This window comes from Micromonospora sp. NBC_01739, from assembly GCF_035920385.1.
GTDB lineage: Bacteria > Actinomycetota > Actinomycetes > Mycobacteriales > Micromonosporaceae > Micromonospora.
Map to the genome: position 1 here is coordinate 5,667,088 of NZ_CP109151.1, position 11,340 is coordinate 5,678,427.

Annotated in this window: 14 protein-coding genes; 13 read left to right on the forward strand and 1 reads right to left on the reverse strand. The window is 70.9% G+C overall.

All coding sequences use genetic code 11. From position 1 onward, the window contains the following. From map to truA, 10 genes are all read left to right on the forward strand, one after another. Positions 1 to 852, forward strand: a complete 852-nt coding sequence (gene map / locus OIE53_RS25780) for a type I methionyl aminopeptidase (RefSeq protein WP_327024041.1) — start codon at positions 1 to 3, stop codon at positions 850 to 852. A 172-nt stretch (positions 853 to 1,024) separates the two neighbouring features. Next, positions 1,025 to 1,687 carry a DUF1707 SHOCT-like domain-containing protein gene (locus tag OIE53_RS25785; protein ID WP_327027413.1) on the forward strand — a complete coding sequence of 221 codons (663 nt, stop codon included), beginning with the start codon at positions 1,025 to 1,027 and terminating at the stop codon, positions 1,685 to 1,687. A 230-nt stretch (positions 1,688 to 1,917) separates the two neighbouring features. Then, positions 1,918 to 2,139 (forward strand): translation initiation factor IF-1, encoded by a 222-nt coding sequence (gene infA, locus OIE53_RS25790; RefSeq protein ID WP_007073013.1) that lies wholly within the window; start codon positions 1,918 to 1,920, stop codon positions 2,137 to 2,139. A 90-nt stretch (positions 2,140 to 2,229) separates the two neighbouring features. Further along, on the forward strand, positions 2,230 to 2,343 hold the full coding sequence (rpmJ, locus tag OIE53_RS25795; RefSeq protein WP_012184307.1) for a 50S ribosomal protein L36: 114 nt from the start codon (positions 2,230 to 2,232) through the stop codon (positions 2,341 to 2,343). Positions 2,344 to 2,611: 268 nt separating this feature from the next. Further along, positions 2,612 to 2,992 carry a 30S ribosomal protein S13 gene (gene rpsM / locus OIE53_RS25800; RefSeq protein ID WP_013735933.1) on the forward strand — a complete coding sequence of 127 codons (381 nt, stop codon included), beginning with the start codon at positions 2,612 to 2,614 and terminating at the stop codon, positions 2,990 to 2,992. 89 nt (positions 2,993 to 3,081) lie between these two features. Next, entirely contained in the window at positions 3,082 to 3,489 is a 408-nt protein-coding gene (gene rpsK, locus OIE53_RS25805; protein ID WP_007073011.1) for a 30S ribosomal protein S11, read from the forward strand. Positions 3,490 to 3,503: 14 nt separating this feature from the next. After that, positions 3,504 to 4,130, forward strand: a complete 627-nt coding sequence (rpsD, locus tag OIE53_RS25810) for a 30S ribosomal protein S4 (RefSeq protein WP_013735932.1) — start codon at positions 3,504 to 3,506, stop codon at positions 4,128 to 4,130. A 98-nt stretch (positions 4,131 to 4,228) separates the two neighbouring features. After that, positions 4,229 to 5,251 carry a DNA-directed RNA polymerase subunit alpha gene (locus OIE53_RS25815; RefSeq protein WP_013735931.1) on the forward strand — a complete coding sequence of 341 codons (1,023 nt, stop codon included), beginning with the start codon at positions 4,229 to 4,231 and terminating at the stop codon, positions 5,249 to 5,251. A gap of 34 nt (positions 5,252 to 5,285) precedes the next feature. Beyond that, positions 5,286 to 5,846 (forward strand): 50S ribosomal protein L17, encoded by a 561-nt coding sequence (gene rplQ / locus OIE53_RS25820; protein ID WP_327024042.1) that lies wholly within the window; start codon positions 5,286 to 5,288, stop codon positions 5,844 to 5,846. A 69-nt stretch (positions 5,847 to 5,915) separates the two neighbouring features. Further along, a complete protein-coding gene (truA, locus tag OIE53_RS25825; RefSeq protein WP_327024043.1) occupies positions 5,916 to 6,746 on the forward strand; it encodes a tRNA pseudouridine(38-40) synthase TruA in 831 nt (276 codons plus the stop codon). 3 nt (positions 6,747 to 6,749) lie between these two features. On the opposite strand, the gene OIE53_RS25830 is transcribed toward truA, so the two are convergent. Beyond that, positions 6,750 to 7,832: a hypothetical protein gene (locus OIE53_RS25830; RefSeq protein WP_327024044.1), complete on the reverse strand. Its 1,083-nt coding sequence runs from the start codon at positions 7,830 to 7,832 to the stop codon at positions 6,750 to 6,752. A gap of 125 nt (positions 7,833 to 7,957) precedes the next feature. Between OIE53_RS25830 and OIE53_RS25835 the strand changes: the two genes are divergently transcribed. Genes OIE53_RS25835 through OIE53_RS25845 form a run of 3 tightly spaced genes read left to right on the forward strand, consistent with a single transcriptional unit; the run spans position 7,958 to position 11,317 of the window. Beyond that, on the forward strand, positions 7,958 to 8,563 hold the full coding sequence (locus OIE53_RS25835; RefSeq protein WP_327027417.1) for a class I SAM-dependent methyltransferase: 606 nt from the start codon (positions 7,958 to 7,960) through the stop codon (positions 8,561 to 8,563). Positions 8,564 to 8,619: 56 nt separating this feature from the next. After that, complete coding sequence (locus OIE53_RS25840) at positions 8,620 to 10,308, forward strand: ABC-F family ATP-binding cassette domain-containing protein (RefSeq protein WP_327024045.1); 1,689 nt, start codon at positions 8,620 to 8,622, stop codon at positions 10,306 to 10,308. 55 nt (positions 10,309 to 10,363) lie between these two features. Continuing rightward, positions 10,364 to 11,317, forward strand: coding sequence for an aldo/keto reductase (locus OIE53_RS25845; protein WP_327027419.1), 954 nt, complete (start codon positions 10,364 to 10,366; stop codon positions 11,315 to 11,317). Positions 11,318 to 11,340 lie beyond the last annotated feature (23 nt).

Here is an 11,340-nt window from a genome sequence, read left to right on the forward strand (position 1 = left end):
ATGCGTCGTCCCCAGCTGGACATCCAGCTGAAAACTCCCGAGCAGATCGAGAAGATGCGAGCCGCCGGCCTGGTGGTCGCGGAGGCGTTACGCAGGATGCGGGAGGCGGTCGCGCCCGGGGTGACCACGGCCGACCTGGACGCCATCGCCGAGTCGACGATCCGCGAGGCAGGTGCGGTCCCCTCCTTCAAGGGCTACCACGGTTTTCCGGCGTCGATCTGCTCCTCGGTAAACGAGCAGATCGTGCACGCCATCCCGTCGCCCGAGCAGGCCCTGGCCGAGGGCGATCTGATCTCGATCGACTGCGGCGCGGTGCTCGACGGTTGGCACGGCGACGCGGCGATCACCGTAGGGGTGGGTGAGGTCGACCCGGCCCTGCTGCGGATGGCCAAGGTCGCCGAGGACGCCATGTGGGCCGGCATCGCCGCCGCCGCCCGGGGTGCCGCCAGCGGCAAGGGCCGGCTGACCGACATCTCGCACGCCGTGGAGAACGCCGTACGCAAGGCGGGCCGGTACGGCATCGTCGACGGCTACGGCGGCCACGGCATCGGCACCGAGATGCACCAGGACCCGCATGTGCTCAACCACGGCCGGCCGGGCAAGGGACCTCGGCTGGTGCCGGGCATGGCGCTGGCCATCGAGCCGATGATCACCATGGGTTCGCCGCGTACGGTCGAGTTGGCCGACGGTTGGACGGTCGTCACCCGGGACGGGTCGCGTGCGGCGCACGTGGAGCACACCATGGCGCTGCTGCCGGACGGGGTCTGGGTGCTGACCGCCCCCGACGGTGGCCGGGGCCGCCTCGGTGACCTGGTCACCGCCCGCCAGCCGAGCAACGCCCCGACGGCCTGAACGAACCCACCCCTGCGGCCTCCGGGCCCCTGCGGTGCGCCGGTCGGCCCGGGGCCTCCAGGGCCTGCGCTGCGGCGGATGGGGCCCTGAGCCAGCGATGCCCGGAGACCCGCGGGTCTGCGGTACGGCGGCCCGGGTGGGGGACTGGCGGGACGGTGGCATGCTTGCCGGCATGGAAGGGCGCGACGGCCTGCGGGCAGGGGACTCCGACCGGCAGGCCATCGCCGAGCGGCTGCGGGTCGCGCTCGACGAGGGCCGACTGAATCTGCACGAGTACGACGAACGACTGCAACGCGCCTATGCCGCTCGTAGCTATGCCGACCTGGATGCCCTGGTGCGGGACCTGCCGGCGGCCGGTGTCGAGGCACCGGTGCCGGCGCAGCGGGGCAGCGCGGTGTCGGTCAGCCCGGCTGGCCGGCAGGTGACGGGGCGCTGGCTGGCCCATGTCTGGGAGTCCTGGCTGCAGGCGGTCGGGATCGTGGTCGCCATCTGGGCGCTGACCTCGCTAGCTGCGGGTGACCTGCTCTACTTCTGGCCGGGGTGGGTCGCCGGGCCCTGGGGCGCGCTGCTGCTGGTCGAGACCCTTACCGGCCTGGTCAAGGGCGAACCTCGGAGGTGGGCGGCCGAGCAGGAGCAGCGCCGGCAGCGGCGGGCGGCGAAGAAGGCCCTCAAACGGCAGCGCAAGGCAGCCGACGGCCAGCAGGCTCTCGACCAGCCCGCTCTCGACGAGACCGAGGTGGGCGCCGAGGGGCCGGAGCGGAAGGGTGATCCGGGTTACCCGGCGGCCGGGCCGGACAGGCTCCCGCTGCGGGCATTTCCGGAGCGGGAGACCTGAAAGTCACGTTTGTCGTACCGGTTCGGGGGTGTTGGCCGGTCGGTTTGGCGACGGCGTGCAGGCGGGCGTACACTTTCTGATCGGCGCACAGCGTCCACTCCGCCATGCCCACCAAGCGCTTCGGTGGGACGCGGAGCCGCGGCTGGCGCGGGTCACCTGATCTTGATCAGGCACTCGTGTAAGGCGTTGTGAGCCGGTCCGGAGTAACCGACGTCAGGACAGCGGAGGACATGCCGAAAAAAGACGGAGCCATCGAGATCGAAGGTCGGGTCATCGAGCCCCTGCCGAACGCCATGTTCCGGGTGGAGCTCGCCAACGGCCACAAGGTGCTGGCTCACATCAGCGGCAAGATGCGGCAGCACTACATCCGCATCCTGCCGGAGGATCGGGTCGTCGTCGAACTCTCGCCGTACGATCTGACCCGCGGGCGCATCGTCTACCGCTACAAGTAGTCCTGACGACGGCCGGGAACGTCCCGTGTCCGTCTTCGACGTCCGGTGCCGCGCCTCGTGGCAACGGGCCAGATGGGAAGTAAGGCAACCGTGAAGGTCAAGCCGAGCGTCAAGAGGATCTGCAACAAGTGCCGGGTGATCCGCCGGCACGGCCGGGTCATGGTCATCTGCACCGACCCGCGCCACAAGCAGCGCCAGGGCTGATCGTCACGGCCGACCGGTGACCGCCGGTCGGCCGAGGGCGTGATCCGGGCCGCAGATCCAGCCAGCACATCACACATGCTCGTCCCAGCCGCGAGCGGTGCGCAGCGCGTACTTCTTCGTGGTTGACCCCCGGTCGGAGGCCGGGGCCCGCTTGGGCAGCGACCGAACCGGTCGCCGGCGCAGCACGCGCCGGAGGAGACAGGTCGGTCGGTAGCGGGGTGGGTCGGGTCCACACCTCCGCGAGACAGCACAAGGAGTACGCCCACAGATGGCACGTCTAGTCGGCGTCGACCTCCCCCGCGAGAAGCGGCTGGAGATCGCGCTCACCTACATCTTCGGCGTGGGTCGCACCCGCGCCCTGGAGACGCTCGCTGCCACCGGCATCTCGCCGGACAAGCGCGCCCGGGACCTCACGGACGAGGAGCTGGTCCAGCTCCGTGACCACATCGAGGCCAACTACAAGGTTGAAGGCGACCTGCGCCGCGAGGTCGCCGCTGACATCCGCCGCAAGGTCGAGATCGGCTGCTACGAGGGCATCCGGCACCGCCGGGGTCTGCCCGTCCGTGGTCAGCGGACCCGTACCAACGCCCGCACCCGCAAGGGCCCGAAGCGGACGGTCGCCGGCAAGAAGAAGCCCGGCAAGAAGTAATTCTCTTTCACCGGAGTGCGGGTCCGGGTCTGCCCAGGTAGGCCAGGCCGCAACCCGTGCCGGGAAGTCAACTAGGAGCGCACAGACTTATGCCACCGAAGGCTCGTGCCGGGGCCGCTGTAAAGAAGGTCCGGCGCAAGGAACGCAAGAACGTCGCCCACGGGCAGGCGCATATCAAGAGCACCTTCAACAACACCATCGTGTCCATCACGGACCCGACCGGTGCCGTCATCTCCTGGGCCTCCGCGGGCCAGGTCGGCTTCAAGGGTTCGCGCAAGTCGACCCCGTTCGCCGCGCAGCTGGCCGCCGAGGCCGCCGCGCGTCGGGCGATGGAGCACGGCATGCGCAAGGTCGACGTGTTCGTCAAGGGCCCCGGCTCCGGCCGGGAGACCGCCATCCGTTCGCTGCAGGCGGTGGGTCTGGAGGTCGGGCAGATCTCCGACGTCACCCCGCAGCCGCACAACGGATGCCGTCCGCCGAAGCGTCGTCGGGTCTGAGAGGTTAGAGAGAGATGGCTCGTTACACCGGTGCTGACTGCCGCCGTTGCCGGCGGGAGAAGATGAAGCTGTTCCTCAAGGGCAGCAAGTGCGATGGCCCGAAGTGCCCGTTCGAGTCCCGGCCGTTCCCGCCCGGGCAGCACGGCCGCGGCCGCACCAAGGAGACGGAGTACCTGCTCCAGCTCCGTGAGAAGCAGAAGGCTCGCCGGGTCTACGGCGTGCTGGAGAAGCAGTTCCGCGGTTACTACGAGGAGGCCGTGGCCAAGCAGGCCAAGACCGGTGAGGTCCTCCTGCAGATCCTCGAGTCGCGGCTGGACAACGTGGTCTACCGGGCTGGCTACGCCAAGTCCCGGGACATGGCCCGTCAGCTGGTCAAGCACGGTCACTTCACGGTGAACGGCAAGAAGGTCGACATCCCGTCGTACCGCGTCAGTGCACACGACATCATCGAGGTTCGGGCGAAGAGCAAGGAGCTCACCCCGTTCATCGTGGCTCAGGCCGAGGCCGGTTCGAAGACCGTGCCGGCGTGGCTGGAGGCCATCCCGAGCCAGATGAAGGTTCTCGTGCACTCGCTCCCGGCCCGCCAGGTGATCGACACCCAGGTCCAGGAGCAGCTGATCGTCGAGCTCTACTCCAAGTAAGGGCTCGTTGCGGTGGCCCGCCCGGCGACGGGCGGGCCACCGGAACAGTTTGTGTCGTGGGCGTCATATGGCGGGCGCCCCGGAAGAGAAGAGAAGACATGCTCATCAGCCAGCGACCGACCCTCTCCGAGGAGTCGATCAACGAGACCCGGTCCCGGTTCACCATCGAGCCGCTGGAGCCGGGCTTCGGCTACACCCTGGGCAACTCGCTGCGGCGTACGCTGCTGTCGTCCATCCCGGGCGCGGCCGTCACCTCGATCAAGATCGACGGTGTGCTGCACGAGTTCACCACGATCCCCGGTGTCAAGGAGGACGTGGTCGAGCTCGTCATGAACATCAAGGAGCTCTGCGTCAGCTCCGAGCACGACGAGCCGGTCAGCATGTACCTGCGCAAGCAGGGCCCGGGTGACGTGACCGCCGGTGACATCCAGCCCCCGGCCGGTGTCTCCGTGCACAACCCGGACCTGAAGCTCGCCACCCTCAACGGCAAGGGCCGGCTCGACATGGAGCTGACCGTCGAGCGGGGTCGCGGCTACGTCACCGCGGCGCAGAACAAGCAGGCCGGCGCGGAGATCGGCCGGATCCCGGTCGACTCGATCTACTCGCCGGTGCTCAAGGTGACGTACCGGGTCGAGGCGACTCGTGTCGAGCAGCGGACCGACTTCGACCGGCTGATCATCGACGTCGAGACCAAGCCGTCGATGGGCCCGCGTACCGCCCTGGCCTCGGCCGGGTCGACGCTGGTGGAGCTGTTCGGGCTGGCCCGGGAGCTGGACGAGACGGCGGAGGGCATCGACATCGGCCCGTCGCCGCAGGACGCGCAGCTGGCGGCGGACCTGGCCCTGCCGATCGAGGAGCTGGACCTGACCGTCCGCTCCTACAACTGCCTCAAGCGCGAGGGCATCAACTCCGTTGGTGAGCTGATCGGGCGTACCGAGGCCGACCTTCTCGACATCCGCAACTTCGGCCAGAAGTCGATCGACGAGGTCAAGATGAAGCTCGCCGGGATGGGTCTGGGGCTGAAGGATTCGGCTCCGAACTTCGACCCGGCGCACGTCGTGGACGCCTTCGGCGAGGCCGACTACGACACCGACGACTACCGCGAGACCGAGCAGCTCTAGTCCGCGCTGCCGCCACACCTGAGGAGCACCAAGCATGCCCACGCCCACCAAGGGCCCCCGCCTCGGCGGCAGCCCCGCGCACGAGCGGCTGATGCTGGCCAACCTGGCCACCGCGCTGTTCCAGCACGGCAAGATCCAGACCACCGAGACGAAGGCCCGGCGGCTGCGTCCGCTGGCCGAGCAGCTCATCACCAAGGCCAAGCGCGGCGACCTCGCCTCGCGCCGCCGGGTACTGGGCGTCGTCAAGGACAAGGACGTGGTCTACTCCCTGTTCGACCAGATCGCGCCCCGGTACGCCAACCGCAACGGCGGCTACACCCGGATCGTGAAGACCGGTCCGCGCAAGGGTGACGCCGCTCCGATGGCGATCATCGAGCTGGTCGAGGAGCTGCAGGTCACCGAGCCGACGGCGAACCGCAAGACCGCCGCCCGCAAGGCCGCCCAGCAGGACAAGGTCGAGGCGCTCGCCCCGGCCGAGGAGACCCCGGCCGCGCGTTCGGCCGACCAGGACTCCGAGGCCCCGGTGTCGGCGTCCGGTGACACGGCCGCCGCCCGCGAGGACAGCGACCTGGCCACCGAGGAAGGCAAGGCCTGATCAAGGCCGTCGTCGGGCCCGGCATCCCCCACGGGATGCCGGGCCCGAGTCGTCGTGAGGAGGTACGAGGTGGACGAGCGGATCCGGCTGCGGCTGGATGTCGCCTACGACGGCGGGGACTTCTCCGGCTGGGCCGCCCAGCCGGGTCGGCGTACGGTCGCCGGGGTCCTGATGGAGACGCTGGACCTGGTGCTCGGGGCCGGGACCGCGACCGGGTTGACGGTGGCTGGCCGGACCGACGCCGGGGTGCACGCCTCCGGGCAGGTCTGCCACCTCGACCTGCCCGCCGAGGTCTGGCAGGAACACCGGGACCGGCTGCTGCGTCGGCTGGCCCGGCTGCTGCCGGGTGATGTGCGGGTCCGGGCGATGACGGAGGTGCCGGACACCTTCGACGCCCGCTTCTCGGCCACCTTCCGGCGGTACGAGTACCGGGTGACCGATGCCCCCTGGGGGGTCGAGCCGCTGCGTCGGCACGAGGTGCTGGCCTGGCCCCGCCCGCTGGACTGCGATCGGCTGGCTGCGGCCTCCGCCGGGCTGGTGGGGGAGCACGACTTCGCCGCGTACTGCCGGCGGAAGGAGAACGCCACCACCCTGCGGGAGGTGACCCGGCTGGACTGGCGGCGTGACCCGGACGGAATCCTGGTCGCCACCGTGCAGGCGGACGCCTTCTGCCAGGCCATGGTGCGCAGCCTGGTCGGCGCGATGCTGGTGGCCGGGGACGGTCGCCGACCGGTGGAGTGGCCGGCCGGGCTGCTGACCCGGCGGGAACGGTCCAGTGAGGTGACCGTGGCCCCGGCGCACGGGTTGACCCTGGTGGCGGTGGGCTACCCGGAGGACCCGGCCGAGTACGCCCGCCGGGCCGAGGCCACCCGACGGTTGCGGGTGCCGGCCGAGGCCTGAGCCTCAGTCCTCGTCGGACCCGTTCTGGCTGCCGGTGTCCTCTGCGGGGGTGGGCTGGTTGGCTATGCCCCCGTTGGCCCGGTGCTCCAGCACCTCCCGGTTCAGGTGCAGTTCCAGCAGGTCGAACAGGATCTCGCGGACTGCGGTGTCGCCGGAGCGGATGGTGTCGCCGTCGGCGCGGGTCACCACCGCGTACGCGACATAGTGGCCGCGTACCTGCCAGCCGACCCGGGCGGGGGCGGTGGCGATGACCTCGGTGCCGTCGCCCGCCGGCATACCGCGGAAGCGGCCCTCCCGATCGTCGAGCACCTGCCGGATGCGGTCCCGGGCCCGTTCGGCGCTGGACCGGTCGGTCAGGTTGAACAGTCCGGCGGTGACCAGATGCTGCTGGTCGCTGGAGCGCAGGGTGGCCCGGACGACCTGGCTGCAACCGAGCCGGACGAGCAGGTTCGAGACCTCCCCGGTGGCCGCCACCGCGCAGCTGGCGCTCGACTGGGCGCGCAGCACCTCGTAGCGTCGGCCGTCGCCGACGGTGAGGGTGCTGTTGGGGAAGACCTCCCGGCCGGTCAGTGGGGCCTGGTCGGTGTCGCGGGAATCCAGGTCGCCGGCCCGGGGCGAATCCGTGACCGGGGTGTTGTCCTCCGGTGGGGTGCTCGGTGCCGCCTGCTGGCCGATCAACTGCCGGCCGTCGAGCAGGGCGGCGCCGGCCAGTCCACAGAGGGCCAGCAGCACCAGGGCGGCGGCACCGCCGATCAGCACCTGCCAGGTGCGGCCACCACCGCGACGGGGTGGTGGTGGGGCGGCCGACGCCGGTGCGGGCTGGGGTACGGCGGCGGGAGAGGGGTCGTACGGCACCGTCGTGGCGGCCTCGTAGCGGGGTGGCGGGTCCTGCGGCGGCGGGGCCGCTGCCGAGGCCGTCGTCGAGGGCAGCACCATCTGGTTGGGCCGCGGCAGCGACGGGGCCGGGAAACGGGACCGCGGGGGTCCGGCCGGTACCGCGTCGGTCGCGGGCGGTGCCTGTCCCTCGGGGTCGTCATCCCGGTACGGGCCGTAGGCGTCCTCATCGGAGTCGTACCGATATACCATGCCGACCAGAGTAGGGACTTTTATCCCTTTAGTAGGTTTTTTGAGGAAAACACCTTGCGGCGGGTCGCTTCGCCGAGGGCCGGCGTCCCGCCGGGGAGTTCCGGGCCGGTGGAAGAATGACCGGCGTGACCGGGGACCACTACTTCACCACCGCACCCAGCGCCTCCGCCAAGCCGCGCGAGGTGCAGTTCGCCGTCGCCGGCCGCGACTTCACCCTGGCCTCGGCGGCCGGGGTGTTCTCCGCCAACCGCCTGGATGCGGGTACGGCCGTGCTGCTGCGCAAGGCCGACCTGCCACCGGCCTCGACCGAGGGGGCCCTGCTCGATCTCGGCTGCGGCTTCGGACCGATCAGCTGTGTGCTCGCCACCGTCGCCCCGACCGCAAAGGTGTGGGCGGTGGACGTCAACGAGCGGGCCCGGGAACTCACCGCCGCCAACGCGGACCGCCTGGGCCTGGCCGACCGGGTACGGGTGGCGGCACCCGAGGAGGTGCCGGCCGACCTGACCTTCGCCCAGATCTGGTCCAACCCGCCCATCCGGCCCGGCAAGGACGAGCTGCACGACCTGCTGCTGCACTGGCTGCCCCGGTTGACCCCGCAGGGGGTGGCCTGGCTGGTGGTGGGTCGTCACCTGGGCGGTGACTCGCTGCACCGCTGGCTGGTGGAGCAGGGCTGGCAGGTGGAGCGGCACGCCAGCCAGAAGGGCTTCCGGGTGCTTCGCGTCACGCGGTGAGCGGCCCAGGCCGCTAATCGGTTGGCTGCTTAGCCGGGCTCCGGGAGGATGCCCGCGTGGGATACGTGGACGTGGCAGCGGTCGGACACCACCTGCCGGACGGGCGGGAACTCTTCGCCGAGGTGTCGTTCCGGGTCGGTGAGGGCGCCAAGGTGGCCCTGGTCGGGCCGAACGGTGCCGGCAAGACGACCCTGCTGCGGATGGTCGCCGGTGACCTGCCGGTGCGTACCGGCACCATCGCCCGGGCCGGTGGGCTGGGGGTGATGCGGCAGTTCATCGGCATGATCGGTGACGAGTCCACCCTGGCCGACCTGGCGTTGTCGCTGGCCCCGCCGCCGCTGCGGGAGGCCGGTCGCCGACTCGCCGAGACCGAGGCGGCCATGCGCGCCGCCGAGCTGCGCGGCAAGTACAGCAGCGCCGCCGGCAAGGCCCAGTTGGCGTACGCGGAGGCCCTGGCCGCCTGGGGAGAGATCGGCGGGTACGACGCGGAGGTCCTCTTCGACACGGTCGCCACCATCGTGCTCGACCTGCCCTGGGAGACCGCGCGGCAGCGACCGGTACGCACCCTCTCCGGCGGTCAGCAGAAGCGCTTCGCCCTGGAGTTGCTGCTGCGCGGCCCGGACGAGGTGCTGCTGCTCGACGAGCCGGACAACTTCCTCGATGTACCCGGCAAACGATGGCTGGAGGCGCGACTGCGGGAGTCCGGCAAGTCCGTGCTCTACGTCTCGCACGACCGGGAGTTGCTGGCACACACCGCCGACCGGGTGGTCGCTGTGGAGGGTGGCAGCGCCTGGGTGCACCCGGGCGGCTTCGCCAGCTGGCACACCGCGCGGGTGGCCCGGCACGACCGCCTGGACGAGCTGCGCAAGCGGTGGGACGAGGAGCACGAGAAGCTGCGCGAGTTGATGCTGATGTACAAGCAGAAGGCCGCGTACAACTCCGGCATGGCCTCCCGCTACCAGTCGGCGCAGACCCGGTTGCGCAAGTTCGAGGAGGCCGGGCCGCCGCCCGTACCGCCGAAGGACCAGGACATCCGGATGCGGCTGACCGGCGGGCGGACCGGCAAACGCGCGTTGATCTGCGAACAGCTGGAACTCGACGGCCTGACCTACCCCTTCGACCTGGAGGTCTGGTACGGCGACCGGGTGGCGGTGCTCGGTGCCAACGGCACCGGCAAGTCCCACTTCCTGCGGCTGCTGGCGCGCGGCGGCACGGACCCCGACCCGGCCAACCCGCCGGTCGACGGCGCGGCGGCCCTGGCCCCGGTGGCCCACGGCGGCCTCGCGCGGCTCGGTGCCCGGGTGCGTCCCGGGCACTTCTCCCAGACCCACGACCGGCCGGAGCTGATGGCCAAGACCCTGGTGGAGATCCTCTGGCGGGGTGACGAGCACCGCGACGGCATGGACCGGCACGCGGCCATGGCGGCGCTCAGCCGGTACGAGTTGGCCGGCCAGGGGGACCAGCGGTTCGGCACCCTCTCCGGCGGGCAGCAGGCCCGCTTCCTGGTGCTGCTGCTGGAGCTGTCCGGGGCTACCCTGCTGCTGCTCGACGAGCCCACCGACAACCTCGACCTGGCCTCCGCTGAGGCCCTGGAGGCCGGGCTGGCCGCCTTCTCCGGCACGGTGCTCGCGGTGACGCACGACCGCTGGTTCACCCGCACCTTCGACCGGTTCCTGCTGTTCCAGGGCGACGGCGAGGTGGTGGAGACGGACGAGCCGGTCTGGGAGGTGTCCTCCCGGCGGTGACCGGCGAGGTCACTCGGCGTTCCTCCGCGCGGCATATGGTGATCTCGTGAGTGAGATGACCTATCGCCGGTTGGGCGACTCCGGGCTCGTGGTGTCCGCTGTGGGGATCGGCTGCAACAACTTCGGCCGCAAACTCGACCTCGACGGCACTCGCGCCGTGGTCGACGCGGCCCTCGACGTCGGGATCAACTTCTTCGACACCGCCGACATCTACGGCGAACCGCACGGCGGGTCGGAGGCGCAACTCGGTGCCGCCCTTAAGGGGCGCCGGGACGAGGTGGTGCTGGCGACCAAGTTCGGCATGTCGATGAGCGGCGCCAACGGGCGGGACTTCGGGGTCCGGGGGTCACGGCGCTACATCATCCGGGCGGCGGAGGCGTCGCTGCGTCGACTGGACACCGACTACATCGACCTGTACCAGTTTCACGAGCCCGACCCGGGCACCCCGATCGAGGAGACCCTCGCGGCCCTGGACGACCTGGTCCGCGACGGCAAGGTGCGCTACCTGGGCAACTCCAACTTCGCCGGGTGGCAGATCGCCGACGCCGACTGGACGGCCAAGAGTCGCGGGCTGACCCGCTTCATCAGCGCCCAGAACAACTACAGCCTGCTCAACCGGGACGTCGAGATTGAGGTGCTGCCCGCCTGCGAACGCTTCGGGCTCGGCATGTTGCCGTTCTTCCCGCTGGCCAACGGGCTGCTGACCGGCAAGTACAAGCGGGGCGAGGCCCCGCCGGCGGGCAGCCGACTGGCCGGTGGCGGCCGGTACGCCCAGCGGCTCGCCGCCGCCGACTGGGACACCATCGAGGCCATCGAGGAGTACGCCGCCGAGCGGGGGGTGTCCATGCTGGACGTGGCCATCGGCGGGCTGGCCGCCCAACCCTCGGTGACCTCGGTCATCGCCGGGGCTACCACCCCGGGGCAGGTACGCGCCAACGCGGCGGCCGGATCCTGGCAGCCCACCGAGGCCGACCTGGCGGCCCTGCGCGAGGTGCTCGACAGTCAGTAGCCCGGCGTGTGAACCGGGGCCTG

Excerpts from the sequence above, each read along its gene's own strand:
- map (WP_327024041.1), top strand. The coding sequence starts at position 1 with ATGCGTCGTCCCCAGCTGGACATCCAGCTGAAAACTCCCGAGCAGATC.
- OIE53_RS25785 (WP_327027413.1), top strand. The coding sequence starts at position 1,025 with ATGGAAGGGCGCGACGGCCTGCGGGCAGGGGACTCCGACCGGCAGGCC.
- infA (WP_007073013.1), top strand. The coding sequence starts at position 1,918 with ATGCCGAAAAAAGACGGAGCCATCGAGATCGAAGGTCGGGTCATCGAG.
- rpsM (WP_013735933.1), top strand. The coding sequence starts at position 2,612 with ATGGCACGTCTAGTCGGCGTCGACCTCCCCCGCGAGAAGCGGCTGGAG.
- rpsK (WP_007073011.1), top strand. The coding sequence starts at position 3,082 with ATGCCACCGAAGGCTCGTGCCGGGGCCGCTGTAAAGAAGGTCCGGCGC.
- rpsD (WP_013735932.1), top strand. The coding sequence starts at position 3,504 with ATGGCTCGTTACACCGGTGCTGACTGCCGCCGTTGCCGGCGGGAGAAG.
- OIE53_RS25815 (WP_013735931.1), top strand. The coding sequence starts at position 4,229 with ATGCTCATCAGCCAGCGACCGACCCTCTCCGAGGAGTCGATCAACGAG.
- rplQ (WP_327024042.1), top strand. The coding sequence starts at position 5,286 with ATGCCCACGCCCACCAAGGGCCCCCGCCTCGGCGGCAGCCCCGCGCAC.
- OIE53_RS25830 (WP_327024044.1), bottom strand. The coding sequence starts at position 7,832 with ATGGTATATCGGTACGACTCCGATGAGGACGCCTACGGCCCGTACCGG.
- OIE53_RS25845 (WP_327027419.1), top strand. The coding sequence starts at position 10,364 with ATGACCTATCGCCGGTTGGGCGACTCCGGGCTCGTGGTGTCCGCTGTG.